Source organism: Pseudomonas sp. NFACC14, from assembly GCF_900106885.1.
Taxonomy (GTDB): domain Bacteria; phylum Pseudomonadota; class Gammaproteobacteria; order Pseudomonadales; family Pseudomonadaceae; genus Aquipseudomonas; species Aquipseudomonas fluorescens_AA.
On sequence record NZ_FNOA01000001.1, the window covers coordinates 204,395 to 225,549 of the forward strand.

Annotated in this window: 24 protein-coding genes; 14 read left to right on the forward strand and 10 right to left on the reverse strand. The window is 60.9% G+C overall.

What is annotated here, in order from left to right; all coding sequences use genetic code 11:
- Positions 1 to 86: 86 nt before the first annotated feature.
- A complete protein-coding gene (rarD, locus tag BLU85_RS00930; protein WP_092196598.1) occupies positions 87 to 971 on the forward strand; it encodes an EamA family transporter RarD in 885 nt (294 codons plus the stop codon).
- A gap of 175 nt (positions 972 to 1,146) precedes the next feature.
- Here the strand turns inward: rarD and hppD are convergent, their stop codons facing one another.
- Together hppD and BLU85_RS00940 are read right to left on the reverse strand one after the other, a co-directional pair.
- Positions 1,147 to 2,223, reverse strand: a complete 1,077-nt coding sequence (hppD, locus tag BLU85_RS00935) for a 4-hydroxyphenylpyruvate dioxygenase (protein WP_060741677.1) — start codon at positions 2,221 to 2,223, stop codon at positions 1,147 to 1,149.
- 251 nt (positions 2,224 to 2,474) lie between these two features.
- Complete coding sequence (locus BLU85_RS00940) at positions 2,475 to 3,419, reverse strand: DMT family transporter (protein ID WP_092196601.1); 945 nt, start codon at positions 3,417 to 3,419, stop codon at positions 2,475 to 2,477.
- A 246-nt stretch (positions 3,420 to 3,665) separates the two neighbouring features.
- Here BLU85_RS00940 and BLU85_RS00945 point away from each other — a divergent pair, with 246 nt between their 5' ends.
- The 3 genes from BLU85_RS00945 to BLU85_RS00955 all read left to right on the forward strand — a co-directional run bounded on the left by BLU85_RS00945 (position 3,666) and on the right by BLU85_RS00955 (position 6,930).
- Positions 3,666 to 4,529: a LysR family transcriptional regulator gene (locus BLU85_RS00945; protein ID WP_092196603.1), complete on the forward strand. Its 864-nt coding sequence runs from the start codon at positions 3,666 to 3,668 to the stop codon at positions 4,527 to 4,529.
- A 266-nt stretch (positions 4,530 to 4,795) separates the two neighbouring features.
- Positions 4,796 to 6,340, forward strand: coding sequence for an EAL domain-containing protein (locus BLU85_RS00950; RefSeq protein ID WP_092196606.1), 1,545 nt, complete (start codon positions 4,796 to 4,798; stop codon positions 6,338 to 6,340).
- Between the two features lie 224 nt (positions 6,341 to 6,564).
- Positions 6,565 to 6,930 (forward strand): histone-like nucleoid-structuring protein, MvaT/MvaU family, encoded by a 366-nt coding sequence (locus BLU85_RS00955; RefSeq protein ID WP_092196610.1) that lies wholly within the window; start codon positions 6,565 to 6,567, stop codon positions 6,928 to 6,930.
- 94 nt (positions 6,931 to 7,024) lie between these two features.
- Here the strand turns inward: BLU85_RS00955 and BLU85_RS00960 are convergent, their stop codons facing one another.
- Positions 7,025 to 7,561 carry a DUF4946 domain-containing protein gene (locus BLU85_RS00960; RefSeq protein WP_092196613.1) on the reverse strand — a complete coding sequence of 179 codons (537 nt, stop codon included), beginning with the start codon at positions 7,559 to 7,561 and terminating at the stop codon, positions 7,025 to 7,027.
- Positions 7,562 to 7,756: 195 nt separating this feature from the next.
- Here BLU85_RS00960 and gloA point away from each other — a divergent pair, with 195 nt between their 5' ends.
- The gene (gloA, locus tag BLU85_RS00965) at positions 7,757 to 8,278 is read left to right on the forward strand and encodes a lactoylglutathione lyase (RefSeq protein ID WP_092196616.1); all 522 of its coding nucleotides are present in this window, start codon (positions 7,757 to 7,759) and stop codon (positions 8,276 to 8,278) included.
- 174 nt (positions 8,279 to 8,452) lie between these two features.
- Here the strand turns inward: gloA and ahpF are convergent, their stop codons facing one another.
- The 4 genes from ahpF to galU all read right to left on the reverse strand — a co-directional run bounded on the left by ahpF (position 8,453) and on the right by galU (position 13,450).
- On the reverse strand, positions 8,453 to 10,015 hold the full coding sequence (gene ahpF / locus BLU85_RS00970; RefSeq protein ID WP_092196619.1) for an alkyl hydroperoxide reductase subunit F: 1,563 nt from the start codon (positions 10,013 to 10,015) through the stop codon (positions 8,453 to 8,455).
- Positions 10,016 to 10,139: 124 nt separating this feature from the next.
- The gene (gene ahpC / locus BLU85_RS00975) at positions 10,140 to 10,703 is read right to left on the reverse strand and encodes an alkyl hydroperoxide reductase subunit C (protein WP_092196623.1); all 564 of its coding nucleotides are present in this window, start codon (positions 10,701 to 10,703) and stop codon (positions 10,140 to 10,142) included.
- A 258-nt stretch (positions 10,704 to 10,961) separates the two neighbouring features.
- The gene (gene gorA, locus BLU85_RS00980) at positions 10,962 to 12,317 is read right to left on the reverse strand and encodes a glutathione-disulfide reductase (protein ID WP_092196627.1); all 1,356 of its coding nucleotides are present in this window, start codon (positions 12,315 to 12,317) and stop codon (positions 10,962 to 10,964) included.
- Positions 12,318 to 12,610: 293 nt separating this feature from the next.
- The gene (gene galU, locus BLU85_RS00985) at positions 12,611 to 13,450 is read right to left on the reverse strand and encodes a UTP--glucose-1-phosphate uridylyltransferase GalU (RefSeq protein ID WP_003182953.1); all 840 of its coding nucleotides are present in this window, start codon (positions 13,448 to 13,450) and stop codon (positions 12,611 to 12,613) included.
- Positions 13,451 to 13,684: 234 nt separating this feature from the next.
- Here galU and BLU85_RS00990 point away from each other — a divergent pair, with 234 nt between their 5' ends.
- A complete protein-coding gene (locus tag BLU85_RS00990; protein ID WP_092196630.1) occupies positions 13,685 to 13,897 on the forward strand; it encodes a hypothetical protein in 213 nt (70 codons plus the stop codon).
- Between the two features lie 115 nt (positions 13,898 to 14,012).
- Positions 14,013 to 14,294: a hypothetical protein gene (locus BLU85_RS00995; RefSeq protein ID WP_092196633.1), complete on the forward strand. Its 282-nt coding sequence runs from the start codon at positions 14,013 to 14,015 to the stop codon at positions 14,292 to 14,294.
- Between the two features lie 30 nt (positions 14,295 to 14,324).
- Here the strand turns inward: BLU85_RS00995 and BLU85_RS01000 are convergent, their stop codons facing one another.
- Both BLU85_RS01000 and BLU85_RS01005 read right to left on the reverse strand, forming a co-directional pair.
- Positions 14,325 to 14,555, reverse strand: coding sequence for a hypothetical protein (locus BLU85_RS01000; RefSeq protein ID WP_060741667.1), 231 nt, complete (start codon positions 14,553 to 14,555; stop codon positions 14,325 to 14,327).
- Between the two features lie 108 nt (positions 14,556 to 14,663).
- The gene (locus BLU85_RS01005) at positions 14,664 to 15,014 is read right to left on the reverse strand and encodes a hypothetical protein (protein WP_092196636.1); all 351 of its coding nucleotides are present in this window, start codon (positions 15,012 to 15,014) and stop codon (positions 14,664 to 14,666) included.
- 203 nt (positions 15,015 to 15,217) lie between these two features.
- Here BLU85_RS01005 and BLU85_RS01010 point away from each other — a divergent pair, with 203 nt between their 5' ends.
- The 4 genes from BLU85_RS01010 (at position 15,218) to ada (ending at position 17,823) form a co-directional block, all read left to right on the forward strand.
- On the forward strand, positions 15,218 to 15,520 hold the full coding sequence (locus tag BLU85_RS01010) for a DUF1883 domain-containing protein (protein ID WP_003182962.1): 303 nt from the start codon (positions 15,218 to 15,220) through the stop codon (positions 15,518 to 15,520).
- A 28-nt stretch (positions 15,521 to 15,548) separates the two neighbouring features.
- Positions 15,549 to 15,719 (forward strand): hypothetical protein, encoded by a 171-nt coding sequence (locus BLU85_RS31045; protein WP_092196639.1) that lies wholly within the window; start codon positions 15,549 to 15,551, stop codon positions 15,717 to 15,719.
- A gap of 262 nt (positions 15,720 to 15,981) precedes the next feature.
- Positions 15,982 to 16,662, forward strand: a complete 681-nt coding sequence (gene alkB, locus BLU85_RS01020; protein WP_092196642.1) for a DNA oxidative demethylase AlkB — start codon at positions 15,982 to 15,984, stop codon at positions 16,660 to 16,662.
- A gap of 87 nt (positions 16,663 to 16,749) precedes the next feature.
- Positions 16,750 to 17,823, forward strand: coding sequence for a bifunctional DNA-binding transcriptional regulator/O6-methylguanine-DNA methyltransferase Ada (ada, locus tag BLU85_RS01025; RefSeq protein ID WP_092196645.1), 1,074 nt, complete (start codon positions 16,750 to 16,752; stop codon positions 17,821 to 17,823).
- On the opposite strand, the gene BLU85_RS01030 is transcribed toward ada, so the two are convergent.
- Entirely contained in the window at positions 17,787 to 18,275 is a 489-nt protein-coding gene (locus tag BLU85_RS01030) for a GyrI-like domain-containing protein (RefSeq protein WP_060741664.1), read from the reverse strand. The genes ada and BLU85_RS01030 overlap by 37 nt on opposite strands.
- Before the next feature lie 147 nt (positions 18,276 to 18,422).
- Here BLU85_RS01030 and BLU85_RS01035 point away from each other — a divergent pair, with 147 nt between their 5' ends.
- From BLU85_RS01035 to modB, 3 genes are all read left to right on the forward strand, one after another.
- Entirely contained in the window at positions 18,423 to 19,496 is a 1,074-nt protein-coding gene (locus BLU85_RS01035) for an NAD(P)H-dependent flavin oxidoreductase (protein ID WP_092196648.1), read from the forward strand.
- Positions 19,497 to 19,721: 225 nt separating this feature from the next.
- On the forward strand, positions 19,722 to 20,474 hold the full coding sequence (gene modA, locus BLU85_RS01040) for a molybdate ABC transporter substrate-binding protein (RefSeq protein ID WP_092196651.1): 753 nt from the start codon (positions 19,722 to 19,724) through the stop codon (positions 20,472 to 20,474).
- Positions 20,475 to 21,155: a molybdate ABC transporter permease subunit gene (modB, locus tag BLU85_RS01045; RefSeq protein WP_092196654.1), complete on the forward strand. Its 681-nt coding sequence runs from the start codon at positions 20,475 to 20,477 to the stop codon at positions 21,153 to 21,155. It begins immediately after the preceding gene.

Here is a 21,155-nt window from a genome sequence, read left to right on the forward strand (position 1 = left end):
CAAGCCTTGCTCCCACACACTTGCTCCCCTGGATAACCTTGCCAGCCAACAGTTTGGGTTGATTGATCGCCCTCAAGAGAATCACCGTGTCCAAAGGCATCGCTCTATCGGTCTCGGCCTCTGTGCTGTTCGCCGTCATGTACTACTACACCTCATTGCTCTCCCCCCTGAGCGGCGTGGAGATCTTCGGCTGGCGCATGCTGCTGACGATGCCATGCATGACCGCCTTCCTGCTGGTGACGCGGGACTGGCACCTGGTCACGGCGCTGATCCAACGCCTGGTCGCCACGCCAAGGCTATTGATTGCGGCAATCCTCTCTTCGGTGCTGATGGGCGCGCAGCTATGGCTGTTCATGTGGGCGCCGCTCAATGGCTACAGCCTGGACGTGTCGCTGGGGTACTTCCTGCTGCCGCTGTCGATGGTCCTGACCGGGCGCATCGTCTATGGCGAGCGCCTGTCCTACCTGCAGAAAGTCGCCGTGTTCTTCGCCACCCTTGGCGTGTTCAACGAGTTGTACCGGGTGGGTGGTTTTTCCTGGGCAACCTTGCTGGTGGTGATCGGCTACCCGATCTATTTCATCCTGCGCAAACGCATCAAGACCGACAACCTCGGCGGGCTCTGGCTGGACATGACCCTGATGCTGCCCGTGGCGCTGTGGTTCGTGCAAAGCGGTGAACAGGGTTTCAACGTGTTCGATCAATACCCGCGGCTGTCGCTGCTGATCCCGTTGCTCGGGGTGATCAGCGTCAGCGCGCTGGTGTCCTATATCGTTGCCAGCCGGCTGCTGCCGTTCAGCCTGTTCGGCTTGTTGAGCTACGTCGAACCGGTCCTGCTGCTGGGCGTTGCGCTGCTGTTGGGCGAAAGCATCGAGGCCGCTGAATGGCTGACCTACATCCCCATCTGGATGGCCGTGGCGGTGTTGGTGTTCGAAGGCTTCAAGCACCTGGTGCGGCAACGGCGCAGGGCTTGAGGCCAACGCCACCCCCTGTGGGAGCGAGCTTGCTCGCGATGGCGGCGGATCAGCCAATATCGATACAAGCTGACCCACCGCTATCGCGAGCAAGCTCGCTCCCACAGGCTCTGCATCGTTCAATAAAAAGCCCGCCCGACATCACTGCCGGGCGGGCTTTTTCATGGGTCAGGTGTTACTCGGTCGCCAGCACGCCCCGACGCACCTGGTCGCGCTCGATGGACTCGAACAACGCCTTGAAGTTGCCTTCGCCAAAGCCGTCGTCGCCCTTGCGCTGGATGAATTCGAAGAACACCGGCCCCATCAGGGTTTCCGAGAAGATCTGCAGCAGCAGGCGCTTATCACCCTGTTCGGAAGCACCATCGAGCAATATGCCCCGCGATTGCAGTTCATTCACTGGTTCGCCGTGGTTCGGCAGGCGGCCTTCGAGCATTTCGTAGTAGGTGTCCGGCGGCGCGGTCATGAAGCGCATGCCGATGCTTTTCAAGTGGTCCCAGGTCTTGATCAGGTCATCGGTGAGGAAAGCCACGTGCTGGATGCCTTCGCCGTTGAACTGCATCAGGAACTCTTCGATTTGCCCGGCGCCCTTGGACGACTCTTCGTTCAACGGGATGCGGATCATGCCATCCGGGGCGGTCATGGCCTTGGAGGTCAGGCCGGTGTATTCGCCCTTGATGTCGAAGTAACGGATCTCACGGAAGTTGAACAACTTCTCGTAGAAGCCGGCCCAGTAGGCCATGCGCCCGCGGTACACGTTGTGGGTCAGGTGATCGATGATTTTCAGGCCCGCGCCCACCGGGTTGCGGTCCACACCTTCGAGGAATACGAAATCGATGTCATAGATCGAGCTGCCTTCGCCAAAACGGTCGATCAGGTACAGCGGCGCGCCGCCGATGCCCTTGATGGCCGGAAGGTTCAGCTCCATCGGGCCGGTCTCGATGTGGATCGGCTGGGCGCCGAGTTCCAGGGCGCGCTTGTAGGCCAGTTGCGAATCCTTGACCCGGAATGCCATGCCGCACACCGACGGGCCGTGCTCGGCGGCAAAATACGAGGCCACGCTGTGGGGTTCGTTGTTGAGGATCAGGTTGATCGCGCCCTGGCGATACAGGTGCACATCCTTGGAGCGGTGGGTGGCCACTTTGGTGAAGCCCATGATCTCGAAGATCGGCTCCAGGGTGTTGGGGGTCGGGGATGCGAACTCAATGAACTCGAAGCCCATCAGGCCCATGGGGTTTTCGTATAGATCTGCCATGTCGGCGCCTCATCATTCTGGTCAATTAACAAAAAAACGTTAGTTGCAGGCAATGCTGGGGACACGGGGCGGCGCGCAGGAAATACCACGAACGCTGCGGGCGAGGAAATCGCCGTAGATCAGTTGAAACCCAAGTATCTTCATTGTCGACCCAAGGCTCTCGCGGGCGAGGCTTCTGCTGCCAGAAGACGTTATTCTTATATGCGTAAATCGATTCTACACAGCGTAACCGGATTTGTCCGCCTTCTGTATCAAATCGCCTTTTCCTTCGACCGCGCAAGGGGTTTGTTGCACAGAAAAATACCCACCAGGATCACGCCCCCGCCGACGCACATCAAGGCCGTGAGCCGTTCGTCCAGCAGCAGCGCTCCCAGCAGCACCGCCGTCAGCGGGTTGAGCGCGATGAATACGCCAGAGCGGGTCGCGCCGATCCGGCGAATGCCGTCATACCAGGCGATATAGGCCAGGGCCGAGCCCAGCACGCCGAGGTACAACAGGCTCAGCCATTGTTCCATGTCCAACGCGCGCAGGGCGTCGAGCCGAACCTCGCCCGCCGCCGCGCAGGTCAGCCACAACATCAGCGTGCCCAGCAGAATCGACCAGGTCACGGTCTGCAAGGGACCGAGGCTGTCATTGAGTTTTTTCGAAAACAGCGAATAGACGCCCCAGCCCAGCACGCAGCCAAAAATCAACAGGTCGCCGATCCAGCCCTGCGTCGCGCCTTGCAACAAGGACGGATCACGACTGACAATCACCAACCCCGCCCCGCCAATGCACAGCACGATGCCCGCCCCTTTCAGGCGGCTGAGCCGCTCCTTGAACAACCACCAGGACGCCAGCCCGATCACCGCCGGGTTCAAGGCCACGATCAGCGAAGCCCGCGACGCATTGATGTACTGCAAGCCATAGAAGAAGCACAGGTTGTAGAAAAAGATGCCGAAGAACCCCAGCGCCGCCAATTGCAGCCCCTGCTTCACAGTGGGCCTGGCCAGCGGGATCCCGGCCAGGGCGAGAAACGCCAGCAGCGCGAGACTCGCCAGCAGGAACCGCAGGCTGGCGGCAAACATCGGCGCCAGGGCATCGGCAAGGATCCGGCCGGCCACGAAGGTCCCGCCCCAGATCATGGTGACCATGGCGAGCTTCAGGTAGACCGGCAGGTCCGACGGGATCGGGACGGTTTGTTCGAGGGTTTTCATGGTTTCACCACCGCACGCTAATGAGAACAACGCAAAACCTGTGGCGGGGGGATTAATTGTGGGAGCAAAGCTTGCTCGCGATGAAGGCGGCGCGACTCAGCAGGCAAACCGAGTCATCGTTCATCGCGAGCAAGCTTTGCTCCCACAGGTTGCGACCTCGCTACAGGTGTTGTGCTGCTTCCTGATTCAAGTCAGATACCTCATTATCTGGCTCATGTATTGTCATCGTAAAATGAGCGATCACTCATGACCCTCACTCAACTCGAAATCTTCTCCCTGGTCGCCGAGCTGCGAGGTTTCACCGCCGCGGCCACGCGCTTGGGCATTGGCCAGTCCGCGGTGTCCCACGCCATTAAATCCCTGGAACAAGAGTTGGGCGTGGAATTGCTCAGGCGCCACCATTCGGTTGTGGAGCTCAGCGACATTGGCCAGCAGTTGCTGCTGCGGGCCCGGGCCATGCTCGGGCTGGCCAACACCTTGCGTCAGGAAGCCGCCGATGCCCGGGGCATGCGCCGAGGTACCTTGCGCATCGGCTCGTTCGGGCCGACGTCATCGATGAAAGTGTTGCCCGGAATCCTGCGGCGCTATCGAGCCTTGCATCCCGGGATCGAAGTGCACATCGACGAAGGGCCCGACAGGCAGGTCGTCCAATGGCTGGACGAACGGCGGATCGACGTCGGTTTCGTGGTGCTGCCCGAGGAGCGTTTCGATACGTTCGCGTTGCTGGAAGATCAGATGGTCGCCCTGCTGCCCGCCTCACACCCCCTCGCCGCCCAGGCCAGCCTGAGCCTCAAGGACCTGTGCAACGACCCCTTCGTGCACACCGAGGCGGGATCGTCGGAGCTGGTCACGCGCCTGTTCAATGCCGCCCGGCTGACACCGAACGTGCGTTTTCGTTGTTCGCAGTTGCTCAGCACCCTGGATGTCGTCAGGCGTGGCGAGGCGGTGAGCGTGGTGTCCGAAGGGTCGTTGCCGGACGATGGAAATCCCGGTTACGTCGCCCGGCCCCTGTCGCCGCGGGTGCCGCGCCAGATCGGCCTGGCGGTATTGGACAGCCGCCAGGCCTCGCCCGCGACCCTGGCGTTCATCGAGCTGGCTCGACAGTCATGAGCCTCTGTGGGGCCGGGCTTGCTCGCGATGTCGGCGAGTCAGCTTGCATCGAGATTGAATGTCACGACGTCATCGCGAGCAAGCTCGCTCCCACAGTATGGGCGTGAGCGCCGCAGGCTCCCTGTGGGAGCGAGCTTGCTCGCGATGGCGGTGGGTCAGCTTGCAACAATTGCGGGCCTGCCCACAGACAGGCAAGTCACCGACAGGCCATCTATCATGGTCGGCATCTGACGCTTCCCTCATCCCCTTTTCCTCAGGTTGTGCCGATGCCCTTGACCGCCACCCGCTCGCACGCCCGGTCCCGTCGCTTTCTGGTCACCCTGCTTTGCGGTCTGGTGCCGATCCTGTCAGGGCTGGTCATTTTGTACATGCAAGCCGAACGGACGCTGGCGCAACACGCCCTGCAGACCGCCGAGGAGTCGGTCAGGCAGATCGAACTGATGCTCGACAACACCGCGTTGGCGGCCCGTGAACTATTGCCCCTGGCCGGCCAGCCCTGCGAAGTGGTGAAGCTGGCCTTGCGCGAACAGGTGACGCGCCGGCCCTTTGTCCGCTCGACCAACCTGATCTGGGACAACAACCTCTATTGCAGCTCGCTGTTCGGGGCGTTCGAGGAACGCGTCAACCCGAGCGACTATCACCAGGGCAGGCTGTGGCTCCTGGACGGCAACCCGGTGACGCCGGACACCGCGTTGCTGATCTACCGGCTCAATGAGGGCCGGCAAGGCGCCCTGGCCACCCTTGACGGGTACCACCTGGCCAACGTCCTGCGCCTGATCGGCCGCCAGGCCCGGCTGCGGCTCCAAGTCGGGCCGAATTGGCTGGCGGCGGATGGCAAGGTCCGGCCAGCGCCCTTGCCCGGGTCGCCGGTGGCCCAGACCGAACTGGGTTCAGCGCGCTACGCCTTCAATGTGGAAGCCGGATTCGACGAGGGTGAAACCTGGCGCTACATGGCCAGGGAATATCCGCCACTGCTCAGCCTGCTGGTCTTCTTCGGCGTTGTGGCCGGGACACTCGGACACTGGCTGCAACAGCGCGCCTCGTCTCCCAGCCGTGAATTGCAACGGGCGCTGGAAGCCGGCGAGTTCGTGCCCTACCTGCAACCGGTCGTGCACAGCGACAGCAAACGCTGGGCCGGCGTCGAGGTGCTGATGCGCTGGAACCATCCCAAGGAAGGCCTGGTCCGCCCGGATCTGTTCATCCCCTTCGCCGAACACAGTGGCGTGATCGTGCCGATGACCCGTGCGCTGATGCAGCAAACCATGCACCTGCTGGTGCCGCTTGCGCCTCGACTCGAAGCGCCGTTTCATGTCGGCATCAACATCACCGCCCGCCACTGCCAGGATCTGGCGCTGGTGGACGATTGCCGCGAGTTCCTCAATGCCTTCGCGCCGGGTGCGATGACCCTGGTGTTGGAGTTGACCGAGCGCGAGCTGATCGAACCGACGCCCGTGACCCGGCAACTGTTCGACCAACTGAGGAATTTGGGCGTCAAGATCGCCCTCGACGATTTCGGCACCGGTCATTCCAGCCTGGCGTACTTGCGCCAGTTCAATGTGGACTACCTGAAGATCGACCAGAGTTTTGTCTCGATGATCGGTGCCGACGCCCTGTCGCGCCACCTCCTCGATAGCATCATCGAACTGTCGGGCAAGTTGGACCTGGATATGGTTGCCGAGGGTGTCGAAACCGTCGAACAAAGCGACTACCTGAGCGCCCATGGGGTGAACTTTCTACAAGGCTATCTATTTGGCCAACCGATGAGCGGTCAGGCATTCGTCGAGACCTTGACCGGCACTAATGGCAGTTAACTGCCGTCGATCTATTGACGATGTCCTGCCAATTGATAAAAGCGCTTGCTGTTGTTACATAACGAAAAAGTTACGATTTACACTTTCTGGATTAACTACTACAATTTTTCTACCTGTGCCACATAACAGGAGAGAGTCATTAACACCGAGTCGCTTCAAGGCGCTTGGCTTATAGCTTTGTTTGCGGTTGGTATCAGCCAAATATTTTGATTGGAGTAATCATTTTGTCCAGACTCGCTGAATTTCGTGCAGCCGAAAAGGCCCTTCAAGAACAGCTCAAGGCGCTGGAATCGCTGAAGAACGATGCCGGGCTCAAGAAGGAAATCGAATTCGAGGAAAAGCTCCAGGGACTGATGAAAACCTACGGCAAGAGCCTGCGCGACATCGTCGCGATCCTCGATCCGAACCCATCCAAGGCGAGCCTGCAATCGACCAAGCCCACCAAGACACGCCGCGCGCGAGTGGTGAAGGTTTACCAGAACCCGCACACCGGCGAATTGATCGAGACCAAGGGCGGCAATCACCGTGGCCTGAAAGCCTGGAAAGAACAGTACGGTGCGGCGACCGTCGATTCTTGGCTGCGTGGTTGACAACCCCCAAGACGCAAAAAAGCCCTGAACACTCAGGGCTTTTTTATGGGCAGGACTTTAGGATTAAACCCATTGGCGTATTACGCTGGAGGCATCATAGTTTCAAACTGTTTCGCACCGACTGTATTTCATCCTGGCTTTCAACAAACACCTGCGCCTGCACTGCATAGGACAGCACATAAGCCTTGCCCTCATTTAGTGCCGCGACGAGTGCCTGAGACAATACATGTCGTCCGTTTTGCGTGATCGTGCAAGTGGTTTCCAATGCAGTTACGCCGCCCAACATTGAGGCATGGACCTTAGTGCATACACTTTGGTAACCACCTTGGAAAAAATCCTTCTGGATTGACTTGCGCATTTCCAACAATACGCCTTGCAAGTTGACCTGATGATCGGGCTCGACGGGGGTGGTGGTCAGTTCCATGACCATCACGGCGTTGCCTGCAGGATCACTTTTGGTTGCCCGTTGGCGCAGGGTTCCGGGTGGCACCGAGGCCGATGCGTCTGCCGGCAGCGGTTCGACGACCCAGCCCTGGGGCCACAGGATCTGCGGTTCGGCGGCCTGGACACCACCGACACTCGCAACACTGGCAAACAGCAGGACAAACAGCGAAAGGAACGGTCGAATCATTGCGAGGCCACTCGAGGACGAATCGTAAAGTCTGAAGCCCGGGGCAGCACCAGGCAATAGCCACATGCGGTTTGGCGATGCCGCGCCCCTTGCGTATCATGGGCGCACCTGCAAGGAAGCCGTCTGACGCAAGCCCAGGAACCGTCGCGACCACGCTTGCGACGCCGTTTGCCCCACTTATTTTCCGGAGGGCCCATGAGCCTGCAAGAACTCAATACTTTCCCTGGCGTCACCGCACAACCTGACGCCGCCACGGCCAGGTTCGTCTTCAACCACACCATGCTGCGGGTCAAGGACATCACCAAGTCCCTGGATTTCTACACCCGCGTGCTGGGTTTCTCGCTGGTGGAAAAACGCGACTTCCCGGAAGCCGAATTCAGCCTGTACTTCCTGGCGCTGGTGGACAAGAACCAGATCCCGGCGGACGCGGCGGCGCGTACCGAATGGATGAAATCGATCCCCGGTATCCTGGAACTGACCCACAACCACGGCACCGAAAGTGACCCGGCGTTCGCCTACCATAACGGCAACACCGACCCACGCGGTTTCGGTCACATCTGCATCTCGGTACCGGACATCGTCGCGGCCTGCGAGCGCTTCGAAGCACTGGGCTGCGACTTCCAGAAACGCCTGAACGATGGCCGCATGAAAAGCCTGGCCTTCATCAAGGACCCGGATGGCTACTGGGTCGAAATCATCCAGCCGGCGCCGCTGTAAGCTGTACTGATGCCCATTGTGGGAGCGAGCTTGCTCGCGATGAGGCAGCACATTCAGCATTGATGCAAGCTGATCCACCGCCATCGCGAGCAAGCTCGCTCCCACAGAATGATGGCCGATAAAAAACCCCATGAGCCATGGCCCATGGGGTTTTGTCTTGCCGCTTTCGGCTGTTTATGCCGGCGCGGAGGTGCGGATCAAGTGGTCGAAGGCGCTCAGCGAAGCCTTGGCGCCCTCGCCCACGGCGATCACGATCTGCTTGTACGGCACAGTGGTCACGTCACCGGCGGCGAACACGCCGGGGATCGAGGTCTCACCACGGGCATCGACGATAATCTCTCCCCTCGGCGACAGCTCGACGGTGCCTTTGAGCCAATCGGTGTTGGGCAGCAGGCCGATCTGCACGAAGATCCCTTCCAGCTCCACGTCCCGCACTTCACCGCTCGGACGGTCCTTGTAGCGCAAGCCATTGACCTTCTGGCCGTCCCCCGTCACCTCGGTGGTCTGGGCGTTGGTCACCACTGTCACGTTTGGCAGACTGTGCAGCTTGCGCTGCAACACCGCGTCGGCACGCAATTGCACATCGAACTCCAGCAAGGTGACGTGGGCCACGATACCGGCCAGGTCGATCGCCGCCTCGACGCCGGAGTTACCACCGCCGATCACCGCCACGCGCTTGCCTTTGAACAACGGACCGTCGCAATGCGGGCAGTACGCCACGCCCTTGTTGCGATATTGCTGCTCGCCCGGCACGTTCATTTCGCGCCAGCGGGCACCGGTCGCCAGGATCACGGTCTTGGCCTTGAGGCTCGCACCGCTGGCGAACTTGATTTCATGCAGGCTGCCGTCCTTGCCTGGCAGCAAGGCGTCGGCACGCTGCAGGTTCATGATGTCCACGTCGTACTGCTTGACGTGTTCTTCCAGGGCAACGGCCAGTTTCGGCCCTTCGGTTTCCTGGACCGAGATGAAGTTCTCGATGGCCATGGTGTCGAGCACCTGGCCGCCGAAACGTTCGGCCGCCACACCGGTGCGGATGCCTTTACGGGCCGCGTAGATCGCTGCCGAAGCGCCAGCCGGTCCGCCGCCGACCACCAGTACATCGAAGGCATTCTTGGCGCTGATTTTCTCAGCCTGGCGTTCGATGCCGCTGGTGTCGATCTTGGCGAGAATCTCTTCCAGGCCCATGCGGCCCTGGCCGAAGTTCACGCCGTTCAGGTAAATGCTGGGCACGGCCATGATCTGGCGTTCATCGACTTCGGCCTGGAACAGCGCGCCGTCGATGGCGACGTGGCGAATGTTCGGGTTCAGCACCGCCATCAGGTTCAGCGCCTGGACCACGTCCGGGCAGTTCTGGCACGACAGCGAGAAATACGTCTCGAAGTTGAACTCGCCTTCAAGGGCGCGAATCTGTTCGATGACCTCGACACTGGCCTTCGACGGGTGGCCGCCGACTTGCAACAGGGCCAACACCAGCGAAGTGAATTCGTGGCCCATGGGAATGCCGGCAAAACGCAGGCTGATATCGGCTCCCGGGCGGTTCAACGAAAACGACGGCTTGCGCCCATCGGTACCGTTGTCGAGCAAGGTAATCTGGTGGGAAAGACTGGCGACTTCTTGGAGTAACGCGAGCATTTCCTGGGATTTCGCACCGTCGTCGAGGGAGGCGACGATCTCGATCGGCTGGGTGACCCGTTCCAGGTATGACTTCAACTGAGCTTTAAGATTGGCGTCCAACATACGGGCGATTTCCATTTTGTGAATTCAGAAAAAAACAACGCCCGAGCGAATCTCGCCCGGGCGTTTTTTGGGGCGAAGCGGCTTACTTGATTAAGAGCGGATCGCCCTCGGATGACTCACAGACTCAGATCTTGCCGACCAGGTCCAGGGACGGAGCCAGGGTGGCCTCGCCTTCTTTCCACTTGGCTGGGCAGACTTCGCCCGGGTGAGCGGCAACGTACTGAGCGGCCTTGACCTTGCGCAGCAGCTCGGAAGCGTCGCGACCTACACCACCGTCGTTGATCTCGACGATCTTGATCTGGCCTTCTGGGTTGATCACGAAAGTACCGCGGTCAGCCAGGCCGGCTTCTTCGATCAGCACGTCGAAGTTGCGGGAGATGACGTGGGTCGGGTCACCGATCATGGTGTACTGGATCTTGCCGATGGCTGGCGAAGTGTTGTGCCAGGCGGCGTGGGCGAAGTGAGTGTCGGTGGAGACGCTGTAGATCTCGACGCCCAGTTTCTTGAATTCGGCGTAGTTGTCAGCCAGGTCTTCCAGCTCGGTTGGGCAAACGAAGGTGAAGTCAGCTGGGTAGAAGAACACGACAGACCATTTGCCTTTCAGGTCGGCATCCGACACTTGGACGAATTCGCCGTTTTTGAAGGCGGTAGCGTTGAACGGTTTAACTTGGCTGTTGATGATAGGCATCGATGTTTCTCCATCAGGGTTGAGAAGTTGATGGAGGGAATCTTAACCACTCATCCCCCGGCTGGCTCATTGGCAAACCTGATGTGAATGATTGGTTTTGGCTATCAGGAATCTATATAGATAGAAAAAATCTGTAGGTGCTGGTGAAGGCTGCGATCTTTCCGCTTGGGGCTCAAGTGTCTGGGGAAAGATCGCAGCCTCGTTGCACTCGTCAGCTCCTACGCTCCTACGCTCCTACAACAACGGCTAAGGGCCGCGTCAGGCGACGGGCGTACGCATCGTCACGAACTCTTCGGCGGCGGTCGGGTGCACGCCGATGGTCTCGTCGAAGTCGCGCTTGCTGGCGCCGGCCTTGAGGGCGATGGCCAAGCCTTGGACGATTTCACCGGCATCCGGGCCAACCATATGGCAACCCAGGACCTTGTCGGTCTGAGCATCCACCACCAGTTTCATCAGGGTGCGCTCCTGGCAATCGGTCAAGCTCAGCTTCATCGGCCGGAAACGGCTTTCGAAGATCTCGACCTCATGCCCCTCTTCCCTGGCCTGCTCCTCGGTCAGGCCCACCGTGCCGATGTTCGGCAGGCTGAACACGGCGGTGGGGATCATCCGGTAATCCACCAGTCGATACTGCTCGGGCTTGAACAGACGCCGCGCCACTGCCATGCCTTCGGCCAGGGCGACAGGGGTGAGCTGGACGCGACCGATCACGTCGCCAATGGCCAGGATCGACGGTTCGGTGGTCTCGTATTTTTCGTTGACCTTGACGAAACCCTTCTCGTCCACCGTGACGGTGGTGTTCTCCAGGCCGAGATTGTCGAGCATCGGTCGCCGGCCGGTGGCGTAGAACACACAATCGGTGATTAACGTTTTGCCATCCTTGAGCTCGACCCTCAGGCTGCCGTCGTCCAGTTTTTCGATGGATTTGATGTCGGCGTTGAATTGCAGGTCCAGGCCACGACGGGTCAGTTCTTCGGCCAGGTGCTTGCGCACCGCACCGTCGAAACCGCGCAGGAACAGTTCGCCGCGATACAGCAACGACGTCTGAGCGCCCATGCCGTGGAAGATCCCGGCGAATTCCACCGCAATGTAGCCACCGCCCACCACGATGACGCGCTTGGGCAGCTCCTTGAGAAAGAACGCCTCGTTGGAGCTGATGGCGTGCTCACGCCCCGGAATGTCCGGGATCACCGGCCAGCCGCCGGTGGCGATCAGGATATGCCTGGCGGTGTGACGCTGGCCGTTGATCTCGACCTCATGGGGCCCGGTCAGCCTGGCGTGCCCTTCGTGCAACGCGACGCCGCTGTTGACCAGCAGGTTGCGGTAAATGCCGTTGAGGCGATTGATCTCCTGGTCCTTGTTGGCGATCAGCGTAGCCCAGTCGAAACTCGCCTCGCCCGCCGTCCAGCCATAGGCCGACGCTTGCTCGAAGTCCTCGGCGTAATGCGCGCCATAGACCAGCAGCTTTTTCGGCACGCAGCCCACGTTGACGCAGGTCCCGCCCAGATAGCGACTTTCCGCCACGGCCACCTTTGCCCCAAAACCGGCGGCGAACCGCGCAGCCCGCACACCACCGGAACCGGCGCCAATCACATACAAGTCAAAATCGTAGGCCATTCTTTATCTCCTTCGGCAGGTCATCAGCATACCTGCTGTTTTCACCTGAGGCAGCGTTGCGGTGGGTTATGGGGGCGGAAAACGAAAAAGCCAGCCAGACTGGATTGAGCGCAATTCCTGTGGGAGCGAGTTTGCTCGCGATGGCGTCGGATCGGCAGCATTGAGGTTGGCTGGCCCACCGCTATCGCGAGCAAGCTCGCTCCCACAGGGGTGTTGCTTGTGTGCGAGAGATTTTTCCCCGCGCAAAAAAACGCCCCGAACCAGTCGGGGCGTTTTTCAAGGCGCGGCGGCTATCAGTAAGCCTTGCCGGTCTTGTAGAAGTTCTCGAAGCAGAAGTTGGTCGCGTCGATGTAGCCTTCGGCGCCACCGCAGTCGAAACGCTTGCCCTTGAATTTGTAGGCCATGACACAGCCGTTCTGGGCCTGTTTCATCAGGGCGTCGGTGATCTGGATTTCGCCGCCCTTGCCTGGCTCGGTCTGCTCGATCAGGTCGAAGATGTCCGGGGTCAGGATGTAGCGACCGATGATCGCCAGGTTCGACGGTGCGTCTTCAGGCTTTGGTTTTTCAACCATGCTGTGAACACGGTAGATGTCGTCGCGGATCATTTCGCCGGCAATCACGCCGTACTTGTTGGTTTCCTGCGGATCGACTTCCTGGATCGCCACGATGGAGCAGCGGAACTGCTTGTACAGCTTGACCATCTGGGTCAGGACGCCGTCGCCTTCGAGGTTGACGCACAGGTCGTCCGCCAGGACCACGGCGAACGGTTCGTCGCCGATCAATGGGCGGCCGGTCAGGATCGCGTGGCCCAGGCCTTTCATTTCGGTCTGGCGGGTGTAGGAGAACGAGCACTCATCCAGCAGTTTGCGGATGCCGACCAGGTATTTTTCCTTGTCAGTGCCTTTGATCTGGTTTTCCAGCTCGTAGCTGATGTCGAAATGGTCTTCCAGCGCGCGTTTACCACGACCAGTCACGATGGAGATTTCAGTCAGGCCCGCATCGAGGGCTTCTTCGACGCCGTACTGGATCAGTGGCTTGTTCACCACCGGCAGCATTTCTTTGGGCATGGCTTTAGTCGCTGGCAGGAAGCGAGTACCGTAACCGGCTGCTGGGAACAAGCATTTCTTGATCATATAAGTCCTTGAAAAGGCGGTGTGTACGAGTTTCGGCGCAGTCTAATCAGGCGACGGGCACCTTACAATGCCCGCACTGGCCAACCGGTGCCATCATAGAGAAATAAAAAACGGCGGATAGTTCAATCGCCTTTCGTTTCGATGGCTGCAGCGGTCCACTGTACGCCAGTGAGCGCTGTTTGCGAGCATTTGACGTATCATGGCGTCCTTGATCACGCCAATTGAGGCAGTTAGATGTCGGCAAGAAACGCAAACGGTTATTCGGTCAGCCAGGGCAAGGACGGCCAGTGGTGGATTATCAATTACCACGGCGAGCAGGTCGCCGGTCCCTTGCCTAGCAAGGCCATGGCAGTGGAAGTGGCTGCGGTATTCCAGGACGAACGCGCTGCCCCAGCGACGAATGAACGCGAAGGCGCCCCCGCACGCAGCCCCCGCCGCAAGAAATAACCAGACCGGCCTCTAGTAGATGCCGCCCGGACATCGAACGAGGCCGGTTTAGCTGTACCGCAATGGCCATTCGCTATAATCTCGCCGTTGCCCTTTCCTCCTCGATGACGATCCCATGAAGACACTTCTGGCGCTGTTTACAGTCCTGGCCCTGGCGGGCTGTGCCTCGGCCGAAAAAACCTATCTCGATAATGGCGAGCAGGGCTTGACCATCGACTGCTCGGGCGAGGCCAATTCCTGGGCGACCTGCTATGAAAAGGCCGATGCGTCCTGTGCCGGCACCGGCTACCGCATCGTCGGCACCGACGGCACGCCCCAGGCCAAGGAAAGCGAGAAGACCCTGGGCGTCGACGTCGGCAACTTCAGCAGCCGCAGTGTCGTGGTGGTCTGTAAATAAGCGAGTGTCCTGTATTTGCGATACAGGGCATTAGATGTGGATCTCGGCGGTCTTGATGCCCAGCCCGCGTATGGTCTCGATCAGGTCATCGAGTTGGCTGAAGGACTCGACTTCGTCCTGCTCATCCACCAGGAAAAAACTGCGCCCTGCGCTTTTCTTGAAGAACACGACCCATTCGCCCGGGCTCGCCGGGTTCTGAATCACGTGGGTGGCATAAATAAGGCCTTCTGCATGGCGCTCGCGCACCTGCTCGCGTTTCATCGACTGACTCCATGAATGACAATGCCGCCAACGTTGCCGTGGCGGCATTTTTTGTCGAGGGCGCCAGTCTATCCGATGGCCGGCCCGCTCGTCAGGCGCTGACGGTGTTCAGCCGGAAATACAGGCGTTGGCCGCATCCTGCACATCGCCCGGACGCACCGGCACGTTGGACATACTTTCGTGCAGCTTGATGCTGCTGCCACTGGAACGCTCGTCAATGTCGAACACTGCCGCCGGCAAGGACGACAGTTTGCCCGGGACGATCAGTCGCACGCCGTTCTTGTGCGGCTCCATTTGCAGCGAGCCACGGCTGCTGGCCAGCTTGTCGGCAACGCACTTGGCATATTCGTGTGGTTTCTTTCCGGAGATGACGCTCATGGTGGGAGGCGTCTGATTGATGTCCGATACCGATGCACATCCACTCATGGCCAATGCCAACACCCACACGCTGCGCTTCATATGTTTCCTCCAATAAAGATCCTCCGACAGTGCAGACGCCGTTTTGCTCCGGTGCCGCACCGCTTTTTTTCCCCCGCCACCTGCGATAAATGAACAAAGCCTGGAGCGCGGGCCGGATATTAACACTCGAGGCTGATAAACTGCGCCTCATTGCCCCTTGCTATCGTTTTGATTTTGTAGAAAAAGCCCTTCTGGAGGCGCCCATGAAATTCATTCACCAGCGCGAGCACCTGAACGAAGACGACATTGTCGTCATCGAATGCTCCCAAATGTGCAACATCCGTTTGATGAACGACGCCAACTTCCGCAGCTTCAAGAACGGCGGCCGGCACACCTATCACGGTGGCGCGTTCGACACGTTCCCGGCCAGGATCACGGCGCCGAGCACCGGTTTCTGGAACATCACTATCGACACCGTCAACCGCCGTGCAATCAGCGTCACGCGCAAGCCGACCCTGACCCACAAGATCAAAATCATCCGGCGTTCCAGCTCGAAACTGAGCTGAGCATCGCCCTTTCAGGAAAGGCAAAACCGTGGCCCAGACGACCAAATATGTCATCAAGTACAAGCTCAACGGCGAACGCCGCTTCGAATTCGCCCAACTGGAAACCGGTACTGAGGAAGAAGCCAGAGCGGCCTTGCAGGCGTTGCACGGCCAGACCGAAGATGTGATCAGCGACGTCAGTGTCAGTAAAGCGCTGTAACGGCTCACCCCGATTGATTTCAGGTGCCCCCATGGCCGGTGTAACCACCGTGCTCGCCGGGCTGCGATGTAGAAGCTGTGTAGGAGCTGTGTAGGAGCTGTCGAGTGCAACGAGGCTGCGATCTTGTCCCAGACAATTGAGTCCTGAGCGAAAGATCAAGATCAAGATCAAAATCAAAAGATCGCAGCCTTCGGCAGCTCCTACGCCACGCGAGCGGGAGCAAGCTCCCTCATCACGCGGCACACCCTGGGAATCATTTTTCATGATGCGCAGTAACGACACACCGATCACATTGGACCTGTTCGCCGACCAGCCGCCCACCACCTCCGGCCAGATCGAACAGATTGGCCAACAATCCTTCGTCCTGCGTGGGTTCGCCTTGCCCTGGCTCGACCGTTTGCTGCCGGCGCTGGAAAGCGTCTTGCAGGCTGCGCCGTTCCGGCAGATGGTCACGCCCGGTGGCTTTACCATGTCGGTGGCCTTGAGCAGTTGCGGCGCCCTGGGCTGGACCACCGACCGCAGCGGCTATCGCTACACCGCCCATGACCCGCAGACCGGCCACCCCTGGCCCGATATGCCGGCGGTGTTTCGCGAACTGGCGCAGGCCGCCGCCCGGCATGCACAGTTCGAGCAGTTCGAGCCCGACAGCTGCTTGATCAACCGCTACGTGCCCGGCGCGCGGATGTCGCTGCACCAGGACAAGGACGAACGCTCCCTCGCCGCGCCCATCGTCTCGATCTCCCTGGGCTTGCCAGCGGTGTTCCAGTTCGGCGGCTTCGAGCGCAGCGACAAGAGCCTGCGCGTCCCGTTGCTCCATGGTGACATCGTGGTCTGGGGCGGCGTGGACCGGTTGCGTTACCACGGCGTGCTGCCGCTCAAGGAAGGACAACACCCGCGCCTGGGGTCCCAGCGGATCAACCTGACGTTTCGCACCGCCGGATGAAGGTGCAGAATTCAACCGCAAGACCCGGAGTGTCGTCACTTGGATGGCTCGCTACTGTAGGCAAAACGGGCCAATGGAATAACGACCATGAACAGCACTTCGAACAATCTTGCCCCTGAACTGGATCCCCGCTGGGCCGCCGTGCTCGCCCGGGATCCGCACGCCGATGGGCAATTCGTCTATGGCGTGAAGACCACCGGCATCTATTGCCACCCCAGCAGCCTGTCGCGCCTGCCCAACCCGCGCAACGTCGAATTTTTCGACACGCCGGAACAGGCCCAGGCCGCCGGCTACCGTCCCAGCAAGCGCGTGGCCCGGGACCAGACCCAGATCGCCGCCCAACAAGCGGCCCGCGTCGCGGCGGCCTGCCGGCAGATCGAGGCGGCCGAGCAACTGCCGGGCCTGAATGAACTGGCAACGAGCGCCGGCTTGAGCCCCTTCCATTTTCATCGGGTCTTCAAGGCAGTCACCGGCCTGACGCCCAAGGGGTATGCCGCCGCCCATCGTTCACGCAAGGTGCGCGAACGCCTGGCCGATGGCGGCACGATCACCGAAGCGCTGTACGACGCCGGTTTCAATTCCAACAGCCGCTTCTATGAAGCCGCCGACAAAGTGTTGGGCATGAAACCCGCCGACTACCGCGCCGCCGGGCAGAACACCGACATCCGTTTCGCCGTCGGCCAATGCTCCCTCGGGGCGATCCTGGTGGCGCAAAGCGAGCGTGGCGTGTGCGCGATCCTGTTGGGAGACGATCCGGACGCGCTGGTGCGGGACCTGCAGGACAAATTCCGCCGGGCCAACCTCATCGGTGCCGACCACGCGTTCGAGCAGTTGATCGCCCAGGTGGTGGGCTTCATCGAAGCGCCGGCCCTGGGCCTGGACCTGCCCTTGGACCTGCGCGGCACCGCCTTTCAGGAACGGGTCTGGCAAGCGTTGCGGGACATTCCCGCGGGCAGCACCGCCAGCTACGCCGAGATCGCCCAGCGCATCGGCATGCCCAAGGCCGTGCGCGCCGTGGCCCAGGCCTGCGGCGCCAACAGCCTGGCGGTGGCGATCCCTTGCCACCGGGTGGTGCGCAGCGACGGCAACCTGTCGGGCTATCGCTGGGGCGTGGAGCGCAAGCGTCAGTTGCTGGCGCTGGAGCGCTCGGCCGGGGACTGAACGCCGATGTAGATCGCCACCGAGTCGGGGCTGCCGTAGACCTCGAAATCGGTGGTGAAGCGGCGCAGCGTCTGTGGGTTATCCGCGAAGTAGGCCCAGATCAGGCCCCAGGTCTGGACCACGCAATCGGGCATCGGCCCCTTGGCCGAAAACACCAGGTAATCCCCGCCCTCGATGTCCACGGCGGGGTAGCCTGCGCTGGTCGCATCCACCTGTACCCCGGCCGTCACGTCGAAGTGGCCGGTGGCGTCGGACTCGTAATTGGAATACACCCCGTAGACGAACGACTCCGACTGCCTGGCCGGGATCGTGTCGAACAGCCCTTCGGTGAAGAACCGTTGCCACATCGGGCCGATCCTGGCCGTGTCGGGCTGCTGCTCGTCGGTGTTGCGGGTGCGCACCTGCAAACCGGCCACGGTGAAGGGTTCGACGGTCTTGAGTTTCACGTCCATGGGTCAGGCTCCTTGATGACTGAAGCCGCATGGTAACCCTCCCGCCGACGGGATCAAGTTACGACGGGCGATTGAAAAACTCGACTGGCCCTCGCCGGCCCACACCTGCTAAAAACGCTGTTTCCTTCTGCCGTCGGAGACCCGCACATGAGCCAGTGGCCAGACACTCGCCTTCTTGACCTGCTCGGTATCGAGCTGCCCATCATCCAGGGGCCGCTGGCCGGGGTGACCGGGCCGGCCATGGTAGTCGCGACCTGCAATGCCGGCGGGCTGGGTTCGATGCCGGCGGCGATGCTCGATGTCGAGCAGTTGCGCCAGGCACTGACGACCATCAGCGAACAGACCGACAAGCCGTTCAACGTGAATTTTTTCTGTCACCAGCCGCCGACCTTCGACGAACAGCGGGCCGAGACCTGGAAGCAACGGCTCAAGCCGTACTATCAGGAACTGGGCGTCGATTTCGACGCACCGACCCCGGTGTCCAACCGCACCCCCTTCGATGATGCTGCCTGCCGGGTGTTGGAGGAGATGCGTCCCAAGGTGGTCAGTTTCCACTTTGGCCTGCCGGAAAAATCCCTGCTGGACCGGGTAAAGGCCACCGGGGCGAAAATCCTTTCGTCGGCCACCACCGTCGAGGAAGCCATCTGGCTCGAACAGCACGGTTGCGACGCGATCATCGCCATGGGCTATGAGGCCGGGGGCCATCGCGGGATGTTCCTCAGCGACGACCTCAACACCCAGGTCGGCCTGTTTGCCTTGTTGCCGCAGGTGGTGGATGCGGTGAAGGTACCGGTGATCGCCACCGGCGGCATTGGCGATGCGCGCGGGATTGTCGCGGCATTCGCCCTGGGCGCCTCGGCGGTGCAACTGGGCAGCGCCTACCTGTTCACCCCCGAGGCGAAAATCAGCCCGTCCCATCACCGAGCGTTGCGCACGGCCAAGGAAAGCCAGACCGCCGTCACCAACCTGTTCACCGGCCGCCCGGCCCGGGGCATCGTCAACCGGGTGATGCGCGAAGTGGGACCGATGAGCCCGCTCGCGCCGGCATTTCCCCTGGCGGGCGGCGCATTGATGCCGTTGCGCGCCAAAGGCGAAGCGGACTTCAGCAACCTCTGGGCCGGCCAGGCGTTTCCAATGGGCCGCGAGCTGACGAGCGCCGAACTGACCCGGCGGTTGGCTGAAGAGGCATTGGCCCGATTCAACAACCGCGGGCGGTCCTGACAGTCGTCATCGCCTGTCAGGCTGCCATCGCGAGCAGGCTCGCTCCCACAGGTCCAGTGGTGTGTCCGGATTGCCGGTTGCTCCCCTATCCCCTTTGGGAGCGAGCCTGCTCGCGATGGGGCCAGCGCTTACCCCCTTGCTCCCCAGGCAAAATGCCACGTTCCGTTTGTCGGCCATTCGCTATATATTCCGGTATATAGCGAACCTACCCTCGGAGACTCATCTATGCGCCTCACCCGCTTCGCGCCGTTGCTGTTGATCCCGTTCCTGACTATTGGCGCCGTCCAGGCCGCCGAGGTGCAGGTGGCGGTCGCCGCCAATTTCACTGCGCCGATCCAGGCCATTGCCGCCGATTTCGAAAAAGACACCGGGCATAAACTGGTGGCGGCGTACGGTGCCACCGGGCAGTTCTACACGCAGATCAAGAACGGCGCGCCATTCGAGGTTTTCCTCGCCGCCGACGACACCACCCCGGCCAAACTCGAAAGCGAAGGCGACACCGTCAAGGGCTCGCGCTTCACCTACGCTATCGGCACCCTGGCGCTGTGGTCGGCCAAGGACGGTTATATCGACAACCAGGGCCAGGTCCTCAAGCGCAACGACTTCCAACACCTGTCCATCGCCAACCCGAAAGCCGCGCCCTATGGCCTGGCCGCGACCCAGGTGCTGGACAAGCTGGGCTTGACCGCCCAGGTCAAAAGCAAGCTCGTCGAAGGCCAGAACATCACCCAGGCCTACCAGTTCGTCTCCACCGGCAACGCCGAGCTGGGCTTCGTCGCCTTGTCGCAAATCTACAAGGACGGCAAGGTCACCGGCGGTTCGGCGTGGATCGTCCCGGCCGAACTGCATGACCCGATCAAACAGGACGCGGTGATCCTCACCAAGGGCCGGGACAACCCCGCCGCCGTGGCCTTGGTGGATTACCTCAAAGGCCCGAAAGCCGCTGCCATCATCCAAGCCTACGGTTACCAACGCTAAATGCCCCTGACCAGCGCCGACTACGCCGCCATCTGGCTGACCCTGAAGCTGGCGTCCTTGACCACGGTGATCCTGCTGCTCGTCGGCACGCCCATCGCGTTGTGGCTGTCACGCACCCGCTCCTGGCTGCGCGGGCCGGTGGGGGCGGTGGTGGCATTGCCGTTGGTGCTACCGCCCACGGTGATTGGCTTTTACCTGCTGCTGGCATTGGGGCCGAACGGCTGGATCGGCCAGCTCACCCAAGCCCTCGGGTTGGGCACCCTCACCTTCAGCTTTACCGGGCTGGTGATCGGCTCGGTGATCTATTCCATGCCGTTTGTGGTGCAGCCGTTGCAAAACGCCTTCGCTGCCATTGGCAGTCGCCCCCTGGAAGTCGCCGCTACCCTGCGAGCCGGGCCCTGGGATACGTTTTTCAGCGTCATCCTGCCCCTGGCCCGTCCTGGTTTCATCACTGCGGCGATTCTGGGTTTCGCCCACACCGTCGGCGAATTCGGCGTGGTGCTGATGATCGGCGGCAACATCCCGGAGAAAACCCGGGTGGTGTCGGTGCAGATCTATGACCATGTCGAAGCCCTGGAGTATGCCCAGGCCCACTGGCTGGCGGCGGCGATGCTGGTGTTTTCATTCCTGGTGCTGCTGGCGTTGTATTCCAGCCGCCGAACCCGTTCCGGTTGGGGCTGA